Origin of the sequence: Paenibacillus sp. FSL R5-0749 (assembly GCF_038595085.1) — a bacterium.
Classification (GTDB): Bacteria; Bacillota; Bacilli; order Paenibacillales; family Paenibacillaceae; genus Paenibacillus.
Genome location: NZ_CP152005.1, coordinates 6,590,548 through 6,614,340, shown reverse-complemented (window position 1 = coordinate 6,614,340; position 23,793 = coordinate 6,590,548). Strand labels below are relative to the sequence as shown.

The following is a 23,793-nucleotide window of genomic DNA, read 5'->3' as shown; positions in this document are numbered from 1 at the left end:
GGTCGGCAAAGGCTTTTTTAGGCATTTTTTTGTAGGGCCAGATCGTTGCTACAAAATCATCTTTCGTGCCTCTTCATTAAAGAACATAGTGACGTCTGGATAAGCGTCAAGATTGATCTGCTGTAGTCTCATGATCTTTTCAAGGAAGATGGAGTCGTTGAACAGTTTACTAACAATTATTTCGCACCAAGCCGGGGTATGCCTGAAAGCATCTACCAGCAATTGAACCTCATCAAATCGGAAAAACAGGATATATGAAGCATAGTTCTGAAGCAGTGTCTTGAAACAGTGGTTAGCGTATGTACTGGAGTGACCTTCAGCTTGAATAAGGAAATCCCGCATGATCTGGAATAATGCCTCCGGTTCCTCTGTATACAACTGTAACATCTGACTCACGTTGTTAATTAACATGATGATTGGTTCCAAACCTTCCTCTGAAGGCATGTTTAACTTGGGAGATCGGCCTTCAATGGTATATAGCAGTTCCAGCGTCAGGCGTTTGCAGGCTTGGATCTCTTCAGCAGTGATTACGATTTGTTCCCTGTATTCATTTCGAAGTAAGGTGTAGTGATCATGGTATGCCGAAAAATAATCCTCCAATGAAATGTCGGTCTTCGTATGTACAAGGTGTTGTTCGCTGAATGAGCAGGCATATAATGTATCTTCATTAACCGGGTGTGCATAGAGGTAAAAAAAGAAGAAAAAGTCACGTAACAGATGCTTTTGTTCCTCGCTGAACTGGGGAATTTCGCTTAGCTGAGACAATTGGAAGAAGCTATAGCTTTTCATAAATTCATTCATGGCACTGTAGGTGTTATACGTGTTGATCGACAGCGTGGTGTTGATGGTAAATAACAGATAATACATAATCATTTCGTCATAAACATCGAGCTGTTCAAATGGTTCTGAGAGAGTCGGCTTCCAGTCTGGCCTTGATCCATAATAGGGATCTTTCGGACGCAGTCTCGACATCCAGTTTGTAAATGTCTCATCTGGGTGGGATACCATAAACAGTTCGGCACTATTATCCTCATACAAACCATACTCCATATAATCTGTGCACGAAGGCTCAGGCTTAACTCCACAATTGAATTTGAGCCGTATATAATCAGAATATAATTTTTGAAGTTCCATCGTCCTAACCTCGTTTCTGCATCATTCTCTAGGGTTCTTCTTTGTTATATTCGACACAATTTTGAGCACTCCCCCTGGATTTGGGAAAGATCATAAACCACATATATCTTTTGGTGGATATAAAAAAGAATTTCAATGGTGTGTCGTAATACTTTCACCCTGTTGGCATATCGTGGAATCTGAGATGATGGGTTCACCAGAGATTCGGGTGACGAACTTCGAATCGCTGGCCTTCAGGCTATTGCGATCCTTCCTTCTACAATCATTGGAGATCATAGGGTCGCAGCTCTCCTGAAGATTTCATTATCAGAGAGGAGGCGTCCAGGCTATCACATTCCTTCCTTCTAACCCTAACCTTTCATGTTATATAGGGATGTGGCTTTCCTGGACTCTTTTATCATGAACAATACGATCTATTTGCGCAGAGCGAACAAACTCATCATTGAACCCAACGAAGGGAAGCAACAGTTGCCGAAGACACACCTGGCGACTGCCCTCAAGAATATTGAAACGCTCGGATACACCTTCTCGGATGAGTTAATGCAGGCGATGCGGCAGCTGTCCAAGGAACAATTTGAAACCGTATATATTCAACTTGTGGCTGATCTGAGAGTCATGGTCGGCGCACATGTGAAGTACACACCGATGTATGCAGGATTCCCGATGCAGGTGATGCAAGCGGATGAAGCGGAGTTATATCTCAATGCGATTATTCATTATCTGACCAATCTGACTGTGGTCTACCCGGATCAACCATCTGTGGAGAGAATGCCTTTGCTGGAGAAGACGGACTTGAAAGTCATTGGTTTGGGAAACAAACAAGCCTTCCAGACACTCATTCGTCAGATCATTGAAGCGAAAGGTTCCATCTCGGAAACAGACAAGAAAGATATCGATACCGTGTTGGAGCATGCAGATCCAAGTGAAGTGGATGCGATTCTGCCCGCCGAGATTCCGTTCAAAGAAAATGTAGGCTTCGTGTTCTCCTCGCTGTTGAAGCATGAAAAGGCGAACATCGACCGAATCGGCATGTATTTCAAAACGGCAAGCGATGTCCTGCGTCTGGCTGTTGCCTGGTCGAATGGTGATGTCAGTCTCGCTGCGGCTTCTCCCTTCCGAAAATTCAAACGCCGTGAGAGACGCCTTTTGCTCGGATTATTGGAGCAATGTGGCTCCATCACGGAGGATATGCTGCGATATAAGGATCGCTGGATTCGCCTTGGCGAAATTCTGCATCCTTCGGAATATAAGCTTCGGTATCCACGATGCGATGAAGCCTTTGATATTTTGCGTAATAATAAGCCTTATTCGACCTTCAACGGAAGTGTGGAGCTTGCCTTCCAATATCGAAATGTATGGAGTCTAATCGATCTGTTGTCGCAGCGTCCAGGTGAATTTGCGAGAAAACTGGATCACATGCTGCGGATAACTGAAGATGAAGCGTATGTACTGCTGGCCTTTGGTGAAGTGGCTGCACAGGTATCCACACCCGTGTTATTGCAGGTGAGACAGCATTTCGCACAGCGGAATGAAGCCTCGGATTTGCGGGTCTTTTTTCCGAAAGGCAATGTAGCAAAGGCTTTTGGCATCCCGAATGAGCTGCCGGAGCTTGACGAGGCGGTCTGTCAGGAAGTCGTGGAATTGTGCGAGCAGGCCTTGATTACACGGTTCTCTGACTTCCCATCACTCGGAAAAACGTATATAGATGAACGTCTCCAGCATTATCTGGTTCCTTTTTCACAACGATCCGCGAGCAAAGCTCTGCGAACCATTGTGCGTGGAAGCCGCATCCCGATGGGTGAAGGAAACACGATACGTTTCTTCAGCTGGTGGAAAGAGGGCGAAGTGGACGGCACACCTACGGGGCGTGTAGATATTGACTTGTCGGCGGTCATGTATGACGAGAAATGGAATTACGTTGAACATATCTCCTATACCAATCTGCGATCCGTCAAATACAAAGCGGCTCATAGTGGGGATATTGTGACTGCACCACATGGTGCAAGTGAATTCATTGATCTGCATATCCCCTCCATCGTGGATTATGGCGGACGCTATGTGGTGACGACATTGCACTCCTTCACCAGCCATCCGTACTGTAATTTGCCGGAATGTTTTGCAGGCTGGATGATGCGCAAGAAGCCGGGCTCGGGTGAGATCTATGAACCAACTACTGTCCAGAATAAAATCGATATCACAGCGGACACCCAGCTAGCCATTCCTGTAATTCTCGATCTGGTTGAGCGAACAATCATCTGGACGGATCTGGCACTGACCAGATATCCGGACTACCACAATAATGTCGAGGGAAATCAGAAGGGCATTGTGCTGATGGGCAAAGCAATGACCACATTACGCAAACCTGACCTGTATGATTTGTTCATGCTGCACGCCAAGGCGAGAGGTGAGCTGGTGGATACGAAGGATCAGGCCGATACCATCTATGCGGTCGATGAAGGCGTGACGCCGTATGATATTGAGCAGATTATGGCGGAGTATCTTGCCTGACTGTTTGACTTGAAACCGCGATATGTGTGTATCAACATTAAAAGAGTAGCTGATGCTGCTCTTTTTTTCTGGTATGGGTGCACAGAGCCTACAGAAAGGTGCAGGTAATGTCGGATGCAGAGAGAATGACTTTGATAAGCTTGAATTAACGTGGGAGGGATGATATGGATACGTTGAGACAGTTAAATGAAGCTTTGAATTACATCGAGGAGCATCTGATGGATGTGCTGGATATGAAGGAGATTTCCCGAATCGCCTGCTGCTCGGAGTATCATTTTACACGTATGTTCTCTTTTCTTAGTGGTGTAACGCTCTCGGAATATATTCGGCGTCGCCGCTTGACACTTGCGGCTATGGAGTTAAGTCAAAGTGACAGCAAAATTATTGATATTGCGCTGAAATACGGGTATACATCGCCCGATTCTTTCACTAGGGCATTTCAAAGCTTGCATGGCACTACGCCCTCCGAAGCGCGGAACCATGGCCCATCTCTTAAAGCCTTCCCGCGGATGACATTTCAACTGACCATTCAAGGAGGAAACGAAATGAACTACCGTATTGAAGACAAAGAGGCTTTTCGAATCGTGGGTATTCGTAAAAGGGTGCCGATCGTATTCAATGGGGTGAATCTGGAGATCGCTGCGATGTACCAGCAGCTTACACCGGATTTAATTGATACAATTAAGGGGGCATCGAACGTCCAGCCTCTGGGCTTAATTAGTGCTTCTGCCCATTTCAGTGAGGGGCGTATGACGGAACAGGGAGAACTGGATCATTACATTGGCGCAGCTACGACCAAAGAAACGCCTGAAGGTCTGACACAGCTTGAGGTTCCTGCTTCGACGTGGGCCGTATTTACGGTCGTGGGTCCTTTCCCTGACACGCTTCAGGAGGTCTGGGGCCGGATCTACGCAGAGTGGTTTCCTTCATCGGACTATGAGCTGAGTGAGGGTCCTGAAATGTTATGGAATGAGCACAAGGATGTTACTGTTGAGCAATATAAAAGCGAGATTTGGATACCTGTTCGGAAGAGATGATATCTTCTCTAGATGGGTATCCGCGAACGCAGCTTTTGAAGCTGCGTTTTTCGTTTTCAGAATTACTAACGGATCAATTCGTCGTTTTCATTGCGATTATATGTAATATAATGGTATTATTTTATTGAAATTGTAAGATTTCTTTTATTCAGCAATGTGTTTTAAGAAGGGGGCGAGCTTAAATTGAAATGAAGTGGTGACCTATACGCAAGCGGATATAACATTCCATGGATTATGGACATGCCCACATATGCAGACATATCGATATGAGACGGAATTAAGTTGTTATACACCATATTGTAAGCGCTTCACAAATTGATCTGACAGGAGGAGTATTTGCGTGACTCAACGTTTCGTTAAAAAGGGAATAGGTATGCTTTTACTCATCGTCATGTTTTCCACGATTCTGGTTTTCCCTGCCTCCACAAGCCATGCAGCCACCATCCAAGTCACAGACAACGGCTCCAGAATTGAAGTGAACACCGGTTCGGGATTAGTCTATGTAGTGAACAAAACGAATGGTGATATCATATCGGCCAAAATGAACGGCACGGAGCTGAACAGCAATAGGGGATCACATATTGGCTCGGGGTTGGGATCTTCTGCAAATGTAACGTGGAATAAATCACCTTCGGGTTCAACGGTGTTAATTACCGTTTCCACCAACACATTGACTCACTATTATGCTTCGCGTGGTGGCGAGAACATCATATACATGGCAACGCATATCACGGCTCAACCTTCGATTGGAGAGTTACGGTACATTTTCCGCGGTAATGGGAGTGTGTTGACAGGTGTTCCGGCGAATTCTAACAATAGGGGTAACACTGGAGCAATTGAAAGTCAGGATGTGTTCGGGTTTGCCAATGGACAGTCTGCCTCCAAATATTATGGTAATGATCAGGCCAAAGACTTATCGGTTCGTGGAGTGACGGGTAATGGCGTTGGTGTATTTATGGCCTACGGCAATCGGGAAAAAAGCTCTGGCGGCCCATTCTTCCGTGACATCCAGTTCCAAAGTGGAACAGAGACGGAAGTCTATAATTATATGAACTCGGGACATGCACAGACGGAAAATTGGCGCCTGGGTCTGCACGGACCATACGCTTTGATCTTCACCACAGGTGGTACGCCAAGTGTACCCGATTTCAGCTGGATGTCTGGTCTGAACTTGCAGGGTTGGGTATCCAGTCGGGGGAACGTGGTGCTTAATGGTCTCTCCGGGATGGATACGGGGTACGCGTACACGATTGGGTTCGCCAATAGTAATGCTCAGTATTGGGTAGGTACCTCTTCAAGTGGGGCAGCCGCCAAATACAGCATGATCCCAGGAACATACACCATGACAGCCTATAAGGGAGAACTGGCGGTATATAATGAAACGGTTAATGTCACGGCAGGCCAAACGACGACGCTGAATACCCGTACGATCAACAATGATCCGAGTCAAGCCTCCAGCATCTGGCGAATCGGTAACTGGGATGGTACACCACGGGAGTTCTTGAATGGACAGACCATTCCGATCCGTCATCCGTCCGATAGTCGTAATCCAAGCTGGGGGCCTGTCACCTATGCTACGGGCAGCGCGACCAATCGATTCCCGGCCATCCAATTCCGTGGTCAGAATTCACCAACCACAATAACGTTTAACTTGAATGCATCTCAAGCGGCATCTTCCCATATGCTCAACATCGGGATTACCGCAGCCTACAATAATGGCAGACCTAGCGTAATGGTTAATGGACATGCATTAACCAACCCTGCCGCGTCTTCACAGCCCAATTCTCGTAGCTTCACGATTGGTACCTACCGTGGCAACAACACAACGTTTAGCTGGAATGTCCCAGCATCTTACTTCGTGAATGGTTCCAATACGATCACCATTACACCGATCAGTGGTTCCAGTGATTTGGGGAACTGGTTAAGTGCAGGATGGGTTTACGATTGTGTGGAGTTGCTGAATTGAGTTAAGAATTCAATGTAATGGAGCGGAATATAGGAGGTAGCCTGCCTGGTTTTCTTAACTGGGTCCAGGTTACCTTTTTATTCTTTGCACTGCGAATGAGTAGAAATTGATTCGTGACAGGCTCAAGGATCTGGCTTGGCTGGAGAAGGTGATCTGAATAGTGGTATAATTTTCAATACGTAATCATGAGTGAATGAACGGGGAGGCCAAAGGAATGAGAGACGATCTGTTGGTTCAATTGCAAGAGTGGCATGAAGAAGATGAATTTCAGGAAATTGTAGATGCAATTCAAGCGATTCCTGTGGAAGAAAGGGATTATGAGCTGGTTAACCATCTGGGCCGAGCGCTGAATAACCTGGAACGGTACGATGAAGCGGTTGAACAATTCCTGACGGTTACCAAAGAGGGCACAGGTGACCCACTCTGGCATTATCGGATTGGACTGGCTTATTACTATCTGGAGCAATATGCGCATGCGCTGCAAGCGTTCGAAAGAGCGGATCAATTGGACCCTGAGGATGAAGATACGCTGGAGTTTCTGGAATGGATTCGAAGCAAAATGGAGGAGGGATCCTCAGAGGAACTCTTAGAGGAATCCCTAGATGAATCAGTAGATGAATCGGTGAGTCCCGACCCATCTGTCTCTGAGATCTCAACCGCACCTTTTAGTGTTAGCCATCTGGAACCAACGGGTTTTTGGAATGACAGTGCTGAAGCCGTGGATCAATATGTGTTGGCCCCACCTACCGATGGACAGATCGAGTCAATGGAGGAGCAGTTGGTGTTCAAGCTGCCAACATCCTATATAAACATGATGAAATTACATAATGGTGGTGTTCCCCACTATCGGTATTATCCTGTTAGCCAAGCAGAGGCTGCAAAGAAAATTCGCGTTGAGGTCAAGGGAATACTGGGTATTGGACGTGAGAAAGCACATTCGTTAGGTGGTCAATCGGGTAGTCGGTACATCATCGAGCAGGGAGGGTACCCCGAGATTGGTGTTGTGTTATGTGAGTGCCCTTCCGATTCGGAGATCGTGATGCTGGATTATCGTGAATCCGGCAATGCTGGTGAGCCCGAGGTTGTTCATGTGGACAAAAATGAAAACTACAAGATCACTTGGCTTGCGCCCAATTTTGAGACCTTTATTCAAGGTCTGGTGAATGAAGAAAATCACCCTGCAAACCTTCAAGGTGTACTGTAAGGAAGAGCTGGAGTTCCTCTTTATACAAATCGTTGAAATTGAAAAGGCTGCACCCTAGCGAAGGGAGCAGTCTTTTTGCTGTCCGGTTGGTGGTATACACGGCGATGTTGCCGAGCTATGCATATGTCAAAGAATGAAAATAGATGAATGAGATCTGTTATACAAATCCAAAATAAGGATATACGGGTATGCTCGTTGCATATAGGAAGTGACTCTGATAATATTTAAACATGCAATAGTTAGATGTCTAAATATAATAAGTCTAAATAGCTTGGTTTCTTCACGAAAGGAGCTTAAGCATCATGGTAAGCATGAATGATAATACGTTAGGAGTGATCCACATGGGAAAATTAGAGCATAAAGTAGCTATTATTACTGGCGGTGCCTCGGGAATCGGAGAGGGCATGGTAGATCTTTTTGCACAGGAAGGCGCCATCGTCATTGCAGCAGATATTAATGAGGAAGCACTGGAGAGAGTAAGCCAAAAAGAGAATGTGTACGGAATGAAGTTGAATGTATCTTCGGATGAAGATTGGCAGGCACTGGCGAAAGTAGTGAATGAACGATTTGGGAAAATTGACATTCTGGTCAACAATGCAGGCATTTCTTCAGAGAAGCCTTTTGAGGAAATCAACGCACAGGATTGGGAGAAAATGCTCTCCATTAACGGTTACGGCCCATTCGCTGGCATGAAACATGTCACTCCCTATATGGCAGCCCAGAAAAAAGGTTCCATCGTCAATATCTCATCATACACGGCTATGATTGGACAAGGCTTTAACCATTACTCGGCATCCAAAGGCGCGGTACGTGCATTATCCAAAGCCGCTGCGACCACCTTTGGTCGTCAAGGCATTCGGGTGAATGCACTTTTTCCTGGGATCATCGAAACACCAATGACCCAATCCTTGAACACATCGAAAGAACTGCTTGAACGGTTAATTCAGGCAACGCCTTTGCAGCGTCTGGGCCAGGCTATCGATATTGCCAAAGCCACGTTGTTCCTGGCGTCGGATGATTCTTCGTACATTACAGGATCTGAACTGGTGATCGATGGTGGCTACTCAGCCCAATAGCGTGTAAAATGATGACAGCCCTTAAGTTAAATGAGGGCTGTTGTTTTATTTTTCAAGGAGGATCTAATGGAAGAACAGAACATTTTTGAGCTTATACACAATATGGATAATTTCACCAACAAGTTGATTATACAATGGAACAAAGCATTTAATGAGGACCTTGGTGTCTCTCATGTGCTTGTACTCAGTCATCTCCATCAGAATGGAAAAAGCCGACCTTCGGATATTGCAAAAAAATTAGGATTCACGCCGCCTACACTCAGTTATTTATCGGACAAGATGGTAGCTAAGGAACTAGTCGTTAGAATGGTTGATGAAGCGGACCGTCGCATTATTTATTTGAACATTACGGATAAAGGGACCGAAGTCCTCGGAAGAGCCATATTGGAGGGCCAGCAGCTACGTAAGAGTTTATTCCAGAAATTAAACGAAGAGGATCGAGCGCAACTAGTCCATATTTTTGAGAAGATGAATCGGGAAGATTGAGCAATGACTGGAAGGGAGACCGAAGGTGATATGGAGGAGCCGCTCAAAGTATATAACACCGCAGTTGAAGCCTTTCTTGAAGTGATCGGGGGAAAGTGGAAGCCTGTTATTCTATTCCATCTTACGTTTGGCAAGAAACGTAATGGTGAGCTCATGAAACTGATCCCTGCGATCACCCAGAAAGTGTTGACTCAGCAACTTGGTGAACTGACGGAGGCGGGGGTCATTGTCCGAATCTCCCATCACCAGGTACCGCCTAAAGTGGAGTATGAGTTAACAGCGTATGGGTGGACGCTTAAAGAGATTCTTCATCTGATGTGTAAGTGGGGCGATATACATGTGGAGAATGTTTATGGTGATCGAGGACAAATTCTGTTTAAGCCGCCAACAACTACGGACCGTTGAGGGATTTATATAAGCCGATTCTGGAAATCAGGAATCGGCTTATTCTGCATTTTATTGATGTTACGGAAGGATCTTGCGATCACGTAGATTTCTGAAAATATCCATAAACATAGCCTCAGTGTCAATGAAATCATGAAATCCGAAGCGGCGAGCTTTGGAACCATCTGCGAAGAAGTCATAATCCCACGAGAAGACAAAGTCACCAAATGCCCAGGAAGAGACATCATCATAAGGGGTGTTCACCAAACCATACTTTTCAATCATGGAATTCCATAAATCTTCTTTATCTGCCATCACTGTTGTAAGTGAGAGAGGGAGTGGAGGTGCGGTTTCCAATTCAAAAAATGCAGCAATTCTGGGCCATAATTCGTTCCAGCGAAACAGATCGCCATTGGTGATATTAAATGCCTGATTGGCACAACGCGGATCGGTTGCTGCCCATATGGTTGCATGAGCGAGCAATGTGGCATCCGTCATTTCAAGCAGCGAATGATACGCTCCTGGTTTCCCAGGGAATCGAAGTGGCAAGCCAAGTTCCCTGGAAATAGCCGCATATACGCCAATAACCATGGCAAGGTTCATTGGATTACCCAGGGCAAATCCACACACAACAGATGGGCGCAGGGCTGACCAAGTCCAGCTGCTTCCGGGTTGCCGATCCTCGAGAAATTGTTGCTGATCGACATTGAATTCAGGGGGCATATGAGTTGCGTCCGTTTCTTTGGCAGGTGTTTTGAATGGGCCCAGATGTGCACCGTACACTTTATAACCTTGCATTAGGCTAATATGTTGGAGATTTGGAGCGATCGGCTCGATGGTATTCACCACATTGACGAGCATGGCCAAGTTGGGCTATACCAATTCGGCCCAGGTTGGGCGATCCTGATACGCGGCGTAGAAAATATGCGTAACGGTCGTTAAATGACTTAGTTTATCTTGTGTGTCTGCTTCGTTCAGTAAATCAGCTGATATATAACGTAATCTGGGGGCATCCTCCCCTCCGCGGCGAGATACACCAATGACATTCCACTCGGGAAGTGTTGTCAGATAATCCATAAGGTTTCTTCCAATGACGCCTCCAGCACCGATAACAAGTGCGGTATAATGGGTAACCAATTCTTCGGATTTCAATGGACATGCTCCTCTCTTCTTCTGTACATATTGTGGTTCAGAAAAAGAAGGATGAGAAGTACGCACCTTAAGGTCATATACGTACTTTGAAGTAATATATGAGCCTGGAGCAGGATATGAGCGTTATATAATTTGTACTTTTACGGATGTTACTTGTTACTTGCCTACAACCACAAGAAGCTGTAAAAGGAACAATCGCTCCTTTCACAGCTTAGATGTGTCTGTATATTCGTCCAATAAATCTGATGTAACTATGGTTTACGCCGGATATCCGCCACCTGGTGGTGGCCATGCACCGTAGAAACGACGAAGCAGAACAATTTCGCCCAGATGGTACGAGTTATGGGAGGCGATATTGCGCAGAAGTCCTGCTTTGGTTTCCCCGGGGAAATAAAGGAGTGACTCATCTAATTGCGCTGTTTCTGCAATGGCTACGGCTTGATCAACCCCAGCCAGGAATGCCTGAATATCTGCCTTCCAGGTTGCTTCGTCCTGAGGGCCTTTCTCCTCAGGCCAGCTCTCACTCGCGTTAGCAGGGGGCTGTGGCTTGCGTCCTTCCAAGTGTTCGAGCATGAATTGCTGCCAATAATGCATATGCTTCACCAACTGATAGATCGTGTATGGCATGGCTTCGTGCGTTCGAGCAGCAAGTGTGACATCGATATCGGGTAGAGCACGGGCGATGCGGATATGACCGCGTTCCCCCACTAATGATTTAACAAGGGCTTGCCCGAAGCTTTGATTCGCATCTGACATATGAAACCTTCCTTTCTTCCAGACCGGATTGTTAACCTGTCTTCTATTTAATATTATACAATTAAATTGCTAGAAATTGAAATTGGGAAATGAGAACCATAATACTTAAAATGCCTATGATATAATAGTGAAAATAAATCTCAAGACCTCAGGGTCGAGGAGGAAGCTCCTGTGAAAGTGATATTGGTTGACGACGAACGTCTAGCGTTGATAGGCCTTCAAAAATCACTAGAAAAAGAAGTAAGCGACATCGAAATTATTGCTACATATATGAATCCAACAGAGGCTATCGCAGGCATTGTGGAGCACAGACCTGATGTTGTATTTCTGGATATCCATATGCCAGAGATGGATGGGATGGATCTGGGAAGACAGATTCAGGCGGTATCATCCGGCACCGAGATTATATTTGTAACCAGTTACGATCAATATGCGGTACATGCTTTCGAACTTCAGGCCTTGGACTATGTCATGAAGCCTATCCAAAAAGATCGATTGAAGCAGACGGTGAGTCGTGTAAGAGAGAAACTGAGTGTAAAACGCGAGCAACGTTCAAAGGATACAAACGTACCTTTGATTTGCTGTTTTAATCAGATTCAGTTTAAGCTTCCGGGCAAGGATATTCAGGTTGCCAAATGGCGCACAAGCAAGGCGCAGGAGCTGTTTGCATACCTGCTTCACCATCGGAACCAGGTTATTCATCGCAGTGTTCTGCTGGAGCTTCTGTGGCCGGGAATGGAAGAGGAGAAGACGGCACACCAACTCTACACTACGATGTATCATGTCCGCCAAACCCTGAAAACTTGCAATATGGATATGATTAAGATTCAAAGTGGACACCTGGAGGCAGGTTATCGACTTGAATTGGGTGAGGCTCAGTTGGATAGTGAGCAGTGGGAACGGGAAATCAGGCAATGGAGGGCCGTAGACGCAAGTACCGTTCATGCCTATGAGCAAGCGCTTCATCTATATAAGGGTACCTATCTTGGTAATTATGAATACATGTGGGCTGAACCTGAGCGGGAAAGATTACGCTATCTGTGGCTGTATCATATGAGACAACTAAGTCTGTATTACCAGCAGCATGGACTGGCGGATAAAGTGATTGAGAGTACACGACGCATCCAGCATATGCTTCCGGATGAAGAAGAAAGTTATTTTATTCTAATGAAGTTATATGATGAAATGCACAACGATCTCGGTGTGGAGGAGCAGTATCGTCTCTTAACTACCAGAATGGAGCAAGATTTGGAGATACCGATTAGTGAAGAGGTCCGCGAATGGTACAGGGACTGGAAGCTGGGACTGATCAAGTCAGGACAGCGTATCCAATGAGGTTACGACAACCAAAGTCCGCAAGCCGTTTCAAATATGTTCTGATCCTGTCGATTATGTTAGTGGCATTGGTTGGCATGCGTTGGGTCTGGTCGCAGTTCTTCCCTGCGTTGGATGAGCATCACGCTGTGAATGGTGTACTTGACTTACGAGGTGTTGATCTGGAGCGAACGCCGATCATGTATCTGAATGGAGAATGGGAACTATATTCGAATGAATTACTGACCAGTAAGGATATTTCAGGTAGGGGAGGAGCTGCGGCAGGTGTAGTTCAAGTTCCGGGCAATTGGGAAAATGTCGAGAAGAATCGGGATCTGGAGAGTGCAATTGGCTATGCCACATACCGATTACGCATTTTGACGGATCCCCTCCAAACACCTGTGGCCTTCTGGTTCAAAAACATTCGAAGTTCATCCGAGATTGAACTCAATGGGGATATCACAGGTGGAATGGGGAGGATATCGGAGGATGCAGATACATATGTACCGAGAAGTAACTCGTATACGGCGACCTATGAACATGATGGAACCACCGAGATCGAATTACTCATTCGTGTAGCCAATTATGATAGCCCGTACATAGGAGGGATCGGTAAACCCGTTCGCTTCGGTTCCCAGGCGGCGGTTGATTACGCACGTTGGTATTCCATCGGTTTTCAACTGGCCATTTTTCTCGTTTTACTCCTTCATGGCATGTATGCCTGTATTCTGTTTGTGTTCAACCCCCAGGAGCGGGCCTTACTTGTTGCAGCTATATTAACCTTAGCTGTGGGCATCGTGGTTATGGCTGGTCATGATAACATTCTGATGTTATGGCTCCCTATTAACTATACGTGGGGGATCAAGCTTCGTCTGATTGGTCTGCTGCTGCAAAATGCCTGTATTCTGCTGTTGTTCCAGAGATTGACCGTGGTACATATCCCAACAAAGATCCTTCAATTAGGCATTGTCACGACATTGGCTTATATTGCTGTTATTTTGGCTGTGCCCATTCAAATTGTCTATGCCATGGTTCATTACGCTTTCATCGACTTATTCTTTCTCGTCTCTTCTCTCTGGTTCCTGTACATTGTAGGTGTCATGCTCTTTAGGAAACAGGCTGATCGAGATATGGTTTTCCTACTATTGACAGCCGGAGGCATCATATCCAATATGTTGTGGAGTACAAGTGAGACATCGAAAGATGTGACAACAGTCTATTATCCCATTGACATCATCTTTGCCATTACCGGCTTCTCCGCCTATTGGTTCAAGAAATACTTCAGAAATGCCAAGGAGAACATCAAGCTGAATACAGAACTGCAGAAGGGTGACAAAATTAAAGATCAGTTCTTGGCGAATACATCACATGAACTGAGGACTCCGCTGCACGGGATCATTAACATCGCTCACAATGTAGTCACCCGAGAGAAGGACAAGTTGGATGGACGGAGCCTGGAGGATATGGAACTGCTGATTACGATCGGTCGGCGGATGTCCCATCTCCTCGGTGATCTACTGGATGTAGTCCGGCTGAAGGAACATCGTATTGTATTACGTCAGGCTCCTCTTTCCATACAGTCGGTTGTGCCAGGTATTATCGCCATGCTTCAATTCATGGCAGAACGCAAACCGGTCCACCTTCATATGAAGATTCCGGAATCGTTCCCGCCGGTCATGGCTGATGAAGAAAGACTCGTTCAGATTTTGTATAATCTGCTGCATAACGCGCTTAAACATACCGAGGAAGGAACGATATCGGTGAGTGCCGAAATTCGTGAAGGACAGGCTCTGATTCATGTGACGGATACCGGCATTGGCATGGATGAGGACACGCGGATGCGCATTTTCCTTCCGTATGAACAAGGGTCATATGGAATAAGCGATGGACAAGGCATCGGGCTTGGACTGAACATTTGTAAAGAGCTCGTTGAATTGCACGGCGGGGCACTAACGGTTCACTCGGAACTCGGAAAGGGCTCAATATTCAGCTTTGACCTGTCGCTCGCGAATGAAACCACCTATCAGACTCAGTCACAGCTTCCTCCGATATGGGAACAGGCCGCGGAGATGATGCAAGATGCACCTAGCGGATTCCTGTTACCCCGCTCAGGTATGGGGGACGAAGAAGTCATGGCGACAGCAGAAATGGCTCCGTTGTTAAAAGAGGGGAAAGCCACCATTCTGGCTGTAGATGATGATCCGGTGAATCTGGATGTGCTGGTCAGCATTCTGTCGAATGAACCCTACACCATAACTACGGCCCGGTCGGGCCAGGAAGCGATGGAACTGCTGGGCACACGCCAGTGGGATCTGCTCATAACGGATGTGATGATGCCCCATATGTCCGGATATGAATTAACCCAGAAGGTGCGTGAACAATTCTCCATGTCAGAACTTCCGGTGTTATTGTTAACTGCACGAAGCCAGCCACCAGATATATATACCGGTTTTGCATCGGGAGCCAATGATTATGTCACGAAGCCTGTAGATGCGCTGGAGCTAAAATATCGGATACGTGCATTGACCATGTTAAATCAGTCCATCCAGGAGCGCTTACGCATGGAGGCTGCTTATTTGCAGGCTCAGATCCAGCCCCATTTCCTGTTCAATACGCTGAATTCACTTATGGTCCTAAGTGATATTGATACAGAGCATATGCGGAAGCTTGGTGAAGCTTTTTCATCCTATTTACGAATTAGCTTCAACTATCTCAATACAGGGGAACTGGTGAAATTATCATACGAGCTGGAACTCGTGGAAGCCTATCTTTTTATTGAGAAAACGCGATTTGAAGATCGATTGTCGGTGGTACTAAACGTAGAGTCGGATCTTCCTCTACTTCTCCCGCCGCTGTCGATTCAGCCCTTGATTGAAAATGCCGTAAGACACGGGTTATTAAGCCGAAATGTGGGTGGGACAGTATGCCTATCCATTACTCGCCATGAGGGTTATACCCGTATTGAGGTGAAGGATAATGGCAAAGGCATGGAACCGGAGAAGGTTGCAGAGCTGCTACATGCTACGCCAGGTGGAAAAGGCGGAATAGGCATTGTGAATACGAACCGCAGATTGTTGCAACGGTATGGTCAGGGATTATCGATCGTGAGTGAGCCGGGTGAGGGGACGATGGTATCCTTTGATATTCCGGACGAAGTATAAGGAAAAGGCCGTAGAAGTGAAAACTTCCGGCCTTTTTGTGTTGCGCTCTTATTCATTCCCTAATTTTAATTATTTCTAATGCATCATTCATATGTTAGTATATTTAACATTAGAAGCGCGGAATCCGGCATTGGGCGCTAAACGTTGTTATAGTGGGTGAAGAGATCGATGCGCAATTGGGTCAAAAACGAGAATGTGCAGATGACGGCCATTGCCTTTGCCACAGCGGTAGGGGCGCAATTCAAGATAAATCCGTTCCGGGAAGATTACTTCCGAATCGGCCTGGGGGTTAGCATCTTTTTATTTCTGCTGATGATTATGCCACATTTGTCTTATGTGAAGACAGGAATCCTGACAGGTATGGCAAGTTTTCTGTTTCAGTCGGCAGATCTCATCAATCATGTACAGACCGTATCCATTCTGGAAAGCATGCGGGACAATCTGGGGGCAGGCGTGTATTATGTGGTCTTTGCCTATGGTCTTAGCAAGCTCAGGCATCGATTCCATGAAATGCAGCCTCTTCTGCTCGGCGGCCTGATTACCTGTATCGACTTTTCCTCTAACCTTGTTGAGCTGCTGCTTCGCGGCATGTTAAGTGGGACCAATATCTTTTATATGAAGGAATGGTTGTATCTGCTTGTGGTGGGCGGTCTGCGAAGTTATTTTATAATTGGGCTGTACAACAGCTTTGCGGTGAGACAGATGCGGCTTTTGCATGCAGAGCAGGAGAAACGGATGGAGCAGATGCTGAGTGTAAACTCAGGTCTGTATGGCGAGGTATTTTACTTGAAAAAAGCAATGAATACGATCGAAGGCATTACGGCAGACAGCTATGATCTATATCGAGATCTTCGAGAGCAGGAGATGAACCAATACAGTCAGCGTACGCTGGGCATTGCTCAGCAGATTCATGAAGTGAAGAAGGACTCACAACGCATTCTTGCGGGTCTGCTGAAATTGTATGATAACGAAAAAGCGGTCAACATGAGCTTGTCCGAAGTGCTGAACTTTGCCAGCAAAGCAAACCGAAAATATAGTGAGATGCTGCATAAGCAGGTGGAGATCGACATCGAGCAACAGTATGATTGTGAGTCTCCGTATTACATTCCTCTTCTAACGGTAATGAACAACCTGATTGCCAATGCGGTAGAGGCGATTGAGCATGACGGGACGATCCGAATTCGTGTGTATGAGCAGGGAGATGACGTGCACTTGGTCGTGATGGATACTGGAAAAGGCGTACCTGAATCCAAACGGGATGTGATCTTCGAACCGGGCTATACAACGAAGTTCAATGAAGTCGGCATTGCTGCAACAGGCATTGGTCTGTCTCATGTACGTGATATCGTTCAGTCTTTGGAGGGGCATATTAAGGTAGAATCGGGACTTCCGGAAGGGAAAGGGACTACATTTGCTATAGCTATTCCCAAAATGAATCTAATCAAGGGGGGCGATGTCGATGACACTTTCTATCATGATCGTGGATGATGATGTGGTCAGCCGAAGCATGCTGCATGATATCATTGAATCCTGTGGAATCGGCGAGCTTGCAGGCATGGCAGAGGGCGGCATAGAAGGAGCGCGGATGATCATGGATCTGCGTCCCGATGTGGTGCTGATTGATCTGCTGATGCCGGATCAGGACGGAATTGAGACGGTTGCGAAACTGAAGCACAGCGGGTATACCGGCAAATTCATTATGATCTCTCAGGTGGAGAACAAGGAGATGGTAGGGGCTGCCTACCAGAACGGAATTGAATTCTTCATTCATAAACCGATTAATCGGGTAGAAGTGGAGCATGTGCTCAGCAAAGTGAATGAACAGTGGAAGTATGAACGCTACGTCCTGGAGATCAAGCAGTCAATGGCCCGATTAAATCTGGTGGAGGTGCCAGCCCCTGCCCAAGGTCGTTCGGTGCGAGATGCGGCTAGGAGCATTCTGATGGATCTGGGGATCATCGGAGAAAGTGGCAGCAAGGATATAGTGGCCCTTATGGAATATGCAATTGATCAGAAGCGTGCCGGGGAGTGGCCGCCGCTGAAGGAGTCATACGAAGCAGTGGCCCAGACGTACAAGTCTACGCCCAAAGATGTGGAGAAAGAGAGTAAGGCGATGGAACAACGTATTCGCAGAACGGTGATTGCCGCACTGACGAATATGGCCTCGATTGGACTCACCGACTATAGCAACCACAAGTTTGAGCATTATGCGCCCCTCTACTTTGACTTCCAGGATGTTCGAGTGAAGATGAGAGCCATGGAAGAAGATCAGGCAGCCGACAAAGGTAAGGTAAATATCAAAAAGTTCCTGCATGTGTTCTATATGGAGACGATTGAAAAGATGAATAACTGATTGAGATATTTTATCTCATATCCAAAAGCCGAATTCCCGGAGGTAACACTTCACGGATGTTCGGTTTTTTGTTTTTAACGCTCAATATTGTTATATAACCTTACATTGAATGCTGGAATAAGATCTTTTATTAGCACTTTTTCGCGTTTCACTATCAAAAAAACATTTTATGTTAATTTAAATTTCATGAATTGTAATTATTTTATGTAGGATCATGTAAGTTCGCGTAGGGAGCAAACTACAATACGTACATAAATACAAATGGTCGATTCGGTCGATCCCAATCTAATTCGGAAAAGGGGTTTTTCTATGAAAAAGGTAGCATCCATTGTAATGGCGTCCGTTCTTGCTCTAACACTTAGTGCCTGCGGTGCAGCGAAATCAGGTGAAGAGAATAGTGCCCAGTCGGCAAGTGGTTCAGCTGTTGAGAAATACACATTTGGTACCGATGCAACGTATCCCCCCTTTGAGTTCCAGAAGGATGGCAAATATGTAGGAATCGATATTGACCTCATGAACGCGATTGCGGAAGAAGAGGGCTTTGAGGTTGAGATCAAACCGATGGACTTCAAAGGCATTATTCCAGCCATTACGGCGAATCAACTGGACGGAGCCATTGCAGGCATTAGCATTACCGACGAACGTAAAAAAGTGGTGGACTTCTCGGACCCGTATTATCAGGCCGGTCTGTCCTTAATCGTAAATGAAGATAACGCGGACATCCAAAGTCCTGAAGGTTTAAAAGGAAAAACGATTGCAATTAAAAAAGGAACCTCAGGTGCCAATCTTGCAGATGAATATGCAAAAACCTATGGGGCAACCGTGAAATATTTTGATGACAGCCCATCGATGTATCAGGAGGTCGCGAACAAAAACGCAGATGCTACGCTGGAGGATTTCCCGGTCATCTCCTATAAGATTGCCATTGACCCGAACGCCAAGCTCAAAATCGTTGGAGATCGATTGAACGGTGACTTCTACGGCATTGCTGTTGCCAAAGGTGACACAGAGTTGCAGAAGAAGATTAATGACGGATTGAAGAAATTGCAGGAAAACGGAAAGTACGACGAGATTGTTGGCAAGTACCTAGGAACAGCGGCTAAATAGAAGGGAATGTGGTACGGATGGACTCCTCCTTGCAAGTCATCATAGACGCTCTACCTCTTCTGTTAGAGGGTACAGTTGTTACGTTGAAACTGGTCGTGATCTCGCTCATCATTGCGATGGTAATTGGATTGATCTCAGGTCTGATGAGTACTTCCTTGAATCGATTGTTGCGGCTGGTAGCTACACTTTACGTGGATATCATCCGTGGTACACCCCTTCTGGTGCAAGTATATTTCATCTACTTCGGGCTGCCGGTGTTCCTGGATATGCGCATTCCGGCGATGACCGCGGGTATTATTGCGATTAGTCTGAATGCCGGAGCGTACATCTCGGAGATTTTCCGAGCGGGGATCAATTCGATTAGCAATGGGCAGCATGAAGCAGCGCGATCCCTGGGTTTAACTCGTTTTCAGACGATGCGACTGGTCGTGTTGCCTCAAGCAACCCGGCGCATGATTCCTACCTTTGTGAACCAGTTCATTATTACGATTAAGGATACATCGCTGTTGTCGGCGATCGGTATCGCAGAATTAACGCAGAGCGGGGAGATTATTATTTCCTCCAACTTCCGGGCATTCGAAATTTGGGGTGTTGTAGGCATATTCTATCTGATCATTATTGTGTTATTGTCCCGGGCTTCCCGGTTCATTGAGAGGAGGTATGCAATCCGATGATCACCGTAGAGAATCTGAAAAAGCAGTTTGGTGCCAATGAGGTATTGAAGGATATCTCGACAACGATTCAGGAGAAAGAAGTCGTATGTGTCATCGGGCCTTCCGGGTCTGGTAAAAGTACGTTCTTACGCTGTCTCAATCTGCTGGAGGGTGTGACGTCTGGCAAAGTGACAATCGGCGGTGTCGAGGTCACTTCACCCAAGACGGATATCGATCAGTTGCGAACCAATGTGGGCATGGTGTTTCAACAGTTCAACCTCTTCCCACATCTGACCGTACTGGAGAATATCATGCTCGCGCCGAAGCATATCAAGAAACTGAATAAGGCCGAGAATGAGAAAAAATCAATGGAACTGCTCAGCAAGGTCGGACTATCTCAGAAGAGGGATGCTTACCCCGAGCAGTTGTCTGGTGGACAACAACAGCGTGTAGCCATCGCGCGTGCACTCGCCATGAACCCAAGTGTGATGCTGTTCGATGAACCTACGTCTGCACTGGACCCGGAGATGGTTGGAGAAGTACTGCAAGTGATGAAAGACCTCGCTCACGAGGGGATTACGATGATTGTTGTTACGCATGAGATGGGCTTCGCCCGCGAGGTGGCGGACCGAGTGATCTTTATGGATGGCGGATATATTGTAGAAGAAGGCACGCCTGTAGAGCTTTTTCAGAATACCCAACATGAGCGGACCAAGGCGTTTTTGGGCAAGGTTTTATAGTCTATCAAAGTCAAAGTGATAACCCCTTATGGCAGACCATGTACTATAGACATCAGGAATTGATGGACTAAGGTCGGGAAGCTGAAGGGGTTATTATTTTAATCCAGAATTACTTCTTTATCTGGTTGTTCAAGAAATTCAAACATGATTTTAATTTGTTCCATCGTATTTCGTTCCAATGATAATTCAGGTAAAGCGTCGATAGCAAAAAAATCAACTGCGCTGGTTTCTACCCCTGTTTCCGCATGCCCTCCTATAATGTCACATCGGATAAACATTTTATATACGTGATATGGCTCAGGTGGGTGTCCGTGGAATTTTTTGTCCAATACGGCTAACAACCGCATCGGTACAACATCAAAACCGGCTTCTTCCTTAATTTCTTTCACAGCTACTTCTGATGGTGATAAGCCGATGTCACTCCATCCCCCGGGTAATGCCCAGGCCCCATCTATTTTCTCTTGAACCAAAAGTACTTTGTCTTCCCTGAAAACAACACCGCGTATATCGACTTTAGGGGTTGCGTAACCTGAATCACTAGCAAATGTAAGTGAGATTTTCTCTTTGCTAACAGAGGTATAGTTGCTTAAGATATCCATACTAATACGTTTCAATTCCTCATAACGCTCAATATCATAAACATTCTTGGCATAGGTTAAACCTGTTTGTGAGATAGCTTGAATCTGTTTGGCCCATTCCAGCCACTTTGTGTCCATGGACTCCTCTTTTCTTCGCATGTCACGAGAGTTAGTTTGGTTAGGAAATAACCCCATTGTATCATAGAAATTACAGTCTATAATTCTTGCTTATTATAGAACTGCGAGATTGTGCAGAAATACGTGAACGATCATGTTAAGCTTGCTATTGTGGGAGATTTCGAAGGGTATAACAGCAAGAACCTGCTTATAATCTGAGTCAAACGTAGGAGGTTTGCATAGTGATATCTAATGAGAATGTAAAGGTAACGGCTCTGCCTGAGATCGGAAATCTCAAGGTGCATGGCAGAACAACTGGTGAGTTGTCGCCGCTGACTTTATTTTGGACTGGAAGTGCGGTTGAACTTAATGTACAGGGCTCCGAACTATGGGTTGAGGTGGAGTCCGAATACGACATGTATGAATCATGGATCAGCATTGTAATCAACGGTGTTCCGGTGAGCAGACAGATGTTAACGGCGGGAAGGTACTGGGTCTGTGTATTCCGGGGCATGAACGCGAATGTGGTGAAGAATGTTCGGATCGTTAAAGATGTTCAAGCGATGAGTGGTGATCCGGGGTGTTCCTTGCAGATTCATGCGGTGAAATCCGATGGAGCGTTCCTGCCTGTGCAGGAAAAACCATACAAGATAGAATTTATCGGTGACAGCATTACATCTGGCGAAGGTGCGATTGGGGCTAAAGCGGAGGAAGATTGGATTCCGATGTGGTTTAGTGCCATACATAACTATACGTATATGACAGCAGAGGCATTGAATGCAGAATATCGGGTCATCTCGCAAAGTGGCTGGGGTGTGCTGACAAGTTGGGATAACAATCCGAAGGGGAACATCCCCGATGTTTACGATCAGGTCTGTGGCCTGCTTACTGGTGAACGTAACGAAGCGTTGGGCGCAGGAGATCCGCATGATTTTGGTTCGTGGCAGCCGGATGTGGTGGTTGTGAACCTGGGTAGCAATGATGGAGGTGCGTTTCAGTCACCTGAGTGGAAAGACCCTGACACCGGCAAGGTGTCCAAGCAGCGGCTAAACGAAGACGGTACGTATCATGAAGAAGATCTGGCTGCTTTTGAGAAAGCGGTAGAACAGTTCTTGTTCAAGCTTCGGAAAAACAATCCGGCGGCACATCTCGTATGGGCTTATGGCATGCTTGGTTTCCCGATGATGCCTGCCATCTACCGTGCGGTTAATGCGTATACGAAAAAGACAGGAGATCGCAAGGTTACGATTATCCAGCTTCCCGATACAACCGAAGAGACGGTAGGCGCGCGCACCCATCCAGGCGAGTTATCTCATCGTAGGACGGCAGAGGTATTAGCAGAATATGTGCGAGGCATGTTAGGATAGCTTGAAACATGGGAATGAAAAGACCACTCTTTCATGAATTGTACCCCAAGGGTTAGATGTGTCTCGCTTCATGGGGTTCCTTCATCATAAGAATGGTCTTTTTCTTTTCTTCTTATCTAGACATTTGAGGGCGTGTCCACTGCATCGCTGTTCTGTACCTCATAACGAATCGAGATGATCTGTCCGAGCGTCTGAGTTCGGATCATTTTGAATTGACTTGGCACAGTGCCTGTCGGGAATAAAGGGATGCCATCACCAAGAACTTTGGGAATAATGGCGACTTCAATCTCATCCAGTAATTTTTGGGCTAACACAGCTTCAACCAGTATTCCGCCACCCACAATCCATACGTCTCCGTCAGAATCCTGCTTTAATCGGGGAATGAGCGTATCTACCGTCTCGGTTGTAAACTGTACATGCGGAGCGGGAGGTTGTTCCGAGCGGGAAAGCACATACGTTGGGCGATCCGCATAGAGAAAATCTTCAGAAAGTGTAAGCACCTCTTCATACGTATAACGTCCCATAACAACGCTACCGATCGTTTGATAAAACGCCGCATACCCGTTGTCTCCACCATCACCCTCCACATCAAATAACCAATCTACCGAACCGTCCGGTCTTGCGATATATCCATCCAAACTCATAGCAATGTACAAAATGGTTTTGTTGTTGTTCATAGTAATCGCTCCCTTCTACAATG

The 23,793-nt window shown here is 46.2% G+C and carries 20 protein-coding genes and 1 pseudogene; 16 read left to right on the top strand and 5 right to left on the bottom strand.

Annotated elements, in window-relative coordinates:
- Positions 1-48 precede the first annotated feature (48 nt).
- Positions 49-1,134 (bottom strand): hypothetical protein, encoded by a 1,086-nt coding sequence (locus MKY85_RS29475; protein WP_342571465.1) that lies wholly within the window; start codon positions 1,132-1,134, stop codon positions 49-51.
- Between the two features lie 399 nt (positions 1,135-1,533).
- On the opposite strand from MKY85_RS29475, the gene MKY85_RS29470 reads away from it, so the two are divergent.
- The 7 genes from MKY85_RS29470 to MKY85_RS29440 all read left to right on the top strand — a co-directional run bounded on the left by MKY85_RS29470 (position 1,534) and on the right by MKY85_RS29440 (position 9,816).
- The gene (locus tag MKY85_RS29470; RefSeq protein ID WP_342571464.1) at positions 1,534-3,642 is read left to right on the top strand and encodes a TerD family protein; all 2,109 of its coding nucleotides are present in this window, start codon (positions 1,534-1,536) and stop codon (positions 3,640-3,642) included.
- Between the two features lie 164 nt (positions 3,643-3,806).
- Positions 3,807-4,679 (top strand): AraC family transcriptional regulator, encoded by an 873-nt coding sequence (locus MKY85_RS29465; RefSeq protein WP_342571463.1) that lies wholly within the window; start codon positions 3,807-3,809, stop codon positions 4,677-4,679.
- Between the two features lie 340 nt (positions 4,680-5,019).
- On the top strand, positions 5,020-6,645 hold the full coding sequence (locus MKY85_RS29460) for a rhamnogalacturonan lyase B N-terminal domain-containing protein (protein WP_342571462.1): 1,626 nt from the start codon (positions 5,020-5,022) through the stop codon (positions 6,643-6,645).
- 214 nt (positions 6,646-6,859) lie between these two features.
- Complete coding sequence (locus MKY85_RS29455; RefSeq protein WP_342571461.1) at positions 6,860-7,849, top strand: SMI1/KNR4 family protein; 990 nt, start codon at positions 6,860-6,862, stop codon at positions 7,847-7,849.
- Positions 7,850-8,190: 341 nt separating this feature from the next.
- Positions 8,191-8,925 carry an SDR family oxidoreductase gene (locus MKY85_RS29450; protein ID WP_342571460.1) on the top strand — a complete coding sequence of 245 codons (735 nt, stop codon included), beginning with the start codon at positions 8,191-8,193 and terminating at the stop codon, positions 8,923-8,925.
- A 66-nt stretch (positions 8,926-8,991) separates the two neighbouring features.
- A complete protein-coding gene (locus MKY85_RS29445; protein WP_342571459.1) occupies positions 8,992-9,411 on the top strand; it encodes a MarR family transcriptional regulator in 420 nt (139 codons plus the stop codon).
- A 30-nt stretch (positions 9,412-9,441) separates the two neighbouring features.
- Entirely contained in the window at positions 9,442-9,816 is a 375-nt protein-coding gene (locus MKY85_RS29440) for a helix-turn-helix domain-containing protein (RefSeq protein WP_342573507.1), read from the top strand.
- A gap of 60 nt (positions 9,817-9,876) precedes the next feature.
- Here MKY85_RS29440 and MKY85_RS29435 read toward each other — a convergent pair.
- Positions 9,877-10,947, bottom strand: a pseudogene (locus tag MKY85_RS29435) (SDR family oxidoreductase).
- 258 nt (positions 10,948-11,205) lie between these two features.
- Entirely contained in the window at positions 11,206-11,703 is a 498-nt protein-coding gene (locus MKY85_RS29430) for a DinB family protein (protein ID WP_342571458.1), read from the bottom strand.
- Between the two features lie 171 nt (positions 11,704-11,874).
- On the opposite strand from MKY85_RS29430, the gene MKY85_RS29425 reads away from it, so the two are divergent.
- From MKY85_RS29425 to MKY85_RS29395, 7 genes are all read left to right on the top strand, one after another.
- Positions 11,875-13,038 carry a response regulator gene (locus MKY85_RS29425; protein WP_342571457.1) on the top strand — a complete coding sequence of 388 codons (1,164 nt, stop codon included), beginning with the start codon at positions 11,875-11,877 and terminating at the stop codon, positions 13,036-13,038.
- Entirely contained in the window at positions 13,035-16,178 is a 3,144-nt protein-coding gene (locus MKY85_RS29420) for an ATP-binding protein (protein ID WP_342571456.1), read from the top strand. Before MKY85_RS29425 ends, MKY85_RS29420 begins: the two co-directional genes overlap by 4 nt.
- Before the next feature lie 168 nt (positions 16,179-16,346).
- The gene (locus MKY85_RS29415; protein ID WP_342571455.1) at positions 16,347-17,666 is read left to right on the top strand and encodes an ATP-binding protein; all 1,320 of its coding nucleotides are present in this window, start codon (positions 16,347-16,349) and stop codon (positions 17,664-17,666) included.
- A complete protein-coding gene (locus tag MKY85_RS29410) occupies positions 17,638-18,531 on the top strand; it encodes a response regulator (protein ID WP_339238793.1) in 894 nt (297 codons plus the stop codon). Before MKY85_RS29415 ends, MKY85_RS29410 begins: the two co-directional genes overlap by 29 nt.
- A 309-nt stretch (positions 18,532-18,840) precedes the next feature.
- Positions 18,841-19,638: a transporter substrate-binding domain-containing protein gene (locus MKY85_RS29405; RefSeq protein ID WP_342571454.1), complete on the top strand. Its 798-nt coding sequence runs from the start codon at positions 18,841-18,843 to the stop codon at positions 19,636-19,638.
- A gap of 17 nt (positions 19,639-19,655) precedes the next feature.
- Positions 19,656-20,312 (top strand): amino acid ABC transporter permease, encoded by a 657-nt coding sequence (locus MKY85_RS29400; RefSeq protein WP_074092820.1) that lies wholly within the window; start codon positions 19,656-19,658, stop codon positions 20,310-20,312.
- Positions 20,309-21,031 carry an amino acid ABC transporter ATP-binding protein gene (locus tag MKY85_RS29395; protein WP_339238791.1) on the top strand — a complete coding sequence of 241 codons (723 nt, stop codon included), beginning with the start codon at positions 20,309-20,311 and terminating at the stop codon, positions 21,029-21,031. The genes MKY85_RS29400 and MKY85_RS29395 overlap by 4 nt, the downstream gene beginning before the upstream one ends.
- Positions 21,032-21,129: 98 nt before the next feature.
- On the opposite strand, the gene MKY85_RS29390 is transcribed toward MKY85_RS29395, so the two are convergent.
- Positions 21,130-21,747 carry an NUDIX hydrolase gene (locus MKY85_RS29390; protein WP_342571453.1) on the bottom strand — a complete coding sequence of 206 codons (618 nt, stop codon included), beginning with the start codon at positions 21,745-21,747 and terminating at the stop codon, positions 21,130-21,132.
- A gap of 111 nt (positions 21,748-21,858) precedes the next feature.
- Between MKY85_RS29390 and MKY85_RS29385 the strand changes: the two genes are divergently transcribed.
- A complete protein-coding gene (locus tag MKY85_RS29385; RefSeq protein WP_339261566.1) occupies positions 21,859-21,945 on the top strand; it encodes a DUF4180 domain-containing protein in 87 nt (28 codons plus the stop codon).
- A 23-nt stretch (positions 21,946-21,968) separates the two neighbouring features.
- On the top strand, positions 21,969-23,093 hold the full coding sequence (locus MKY85_RS29380) for an SGNH/GDSL hydrolase family protein (protein ID WP_342571452.1): 1,125 nt from the start codon (positions 21,969-21,971) through the stop codon (positions 23,091-23,093).
- Positions 23,094-23,209: 116 nt separating this feature from the next.
- Here MKY85_RS29380 and MKY85_RS29375 read toward each other — a convergent pair whose 3' ends face one another.
- Complete coding sequence (locus tag MKY85_RS29375; RefSeq protein ID WP_339238790.1) at positions 23,210-23,770, bottom strand: dihydrofolate reductase family protein; 561 nt, start codon at positions 23,768-23,770, stop codon at positions 23,210-23,212.
- Positions 23,771-23,793: the final 23 nt, after the last annotated feature.

Coding starts and splice junctions, on each gene's coding strand:
- MKY85_RS29430 (WP_342571458.1), bottom strand. CDS start 11,703: ATGTCAGATGCGAATCAAAGCTTCGGGCAAGCCCTTGTTAAATCATTA.
- MKY85_RS29440 (WP_342573507.1), top strand. CDS start 9,442: ATGGAGGAGCCGCTCAAAGTATATAACACCGCAGTTGAAGCCTTTCTT.
- MKY85_RS29410 (WP_339238793.1), top strand. CDS start 17,638: ATGACACTTTCTATCATGATCGTGGATGATGATGTGGTCAGCCGAAGC.
- MKY85_RS29475 (WP_342571465.1), bottom strand. CDS start 1,134: ATGGAACTTCAAAAATTATATTCTGATTATATACGGCTCAAATTCAAT.
- MKY85_RS29420 (WP_342571456.1), top strand. CDS start 13,035: ATGAGGTTACGACAACCAAAGTCCGCAAGCCGTTTCAAATATGTTCTG.
- MKY85_RS29400 (WP_074092820.1), top strand. CDS start 19,656: ATGGACTCCTCCTTGCAAGTCATCATAGACGCTCTACCTCTTCTGTTA.
- MKY85_RS29390 (WP_342571453.1), bottom strand. CDS start 21,747: ATGGACACAAAGTGGCTGGAATGGGCCAAACAGATTCAAGCTATCTCA.
- MKY85_RS29455 (WP_342571461.1), top strand. CDS start 6,860: ATGAGAGACGATCTGTTGGTTCAATTGCAAGAGTGGCATGAAGAAGAT.
- MKY85_RS29405 (WP_342571454.1), top strand. CDS start 18,841: ATGAAAAAGGTAGCATCCATTGTAATGGCGTCCGTTCTTGCTCTAACA.
- MKY85_RS29445 (WP_342571459.1), top strand. CDS start 8,992: ATGGAAGAACAGAACATTTTTGAGCTTATACACAATATGGATAATTTC.
- MKY85_RS29465 (WP_342571463.1), top strand. CDS start 3,807: ATGGATACGTTGAGACAGTTAAATGAAGCTTTGAATTACATCGAGGAG.
- MKY85_RS29395 (WP_339238791.1), top strand. CDS start 20,309: ATGATCACCGTAGAGAATCTGAAAAAGCAGTTTGGTGCCAATGAGGTA.
- MKY85_RS29450 (WP_342571460.1), top strand. CDS start 8,191: ATGGGAAAATTAGAGCATAAAGTAGCTATTATTACTGGCGGTGCCTCG.
- MKY85_RS29470 (WP_342571464.1), top strand. CDS start 1,534: ATGAACAATACGATCTATTTGCGCAGAGCGAACAAACTCATCATTGAA.
- MKY85_RS29375 (WP_339238790.1), bottom strand. CDS start 23,770: ATGAACAACAACAAAACCATTTTGTACATTGCTATGAGTTTGGATGGA.
- MKY85_RS29415 (WP_342571455.1), top strand. CDS start 16,347: ATGCGCAATTGGGTCAAAAACGAGAATGTGCAGATGACGGCCATTGCC.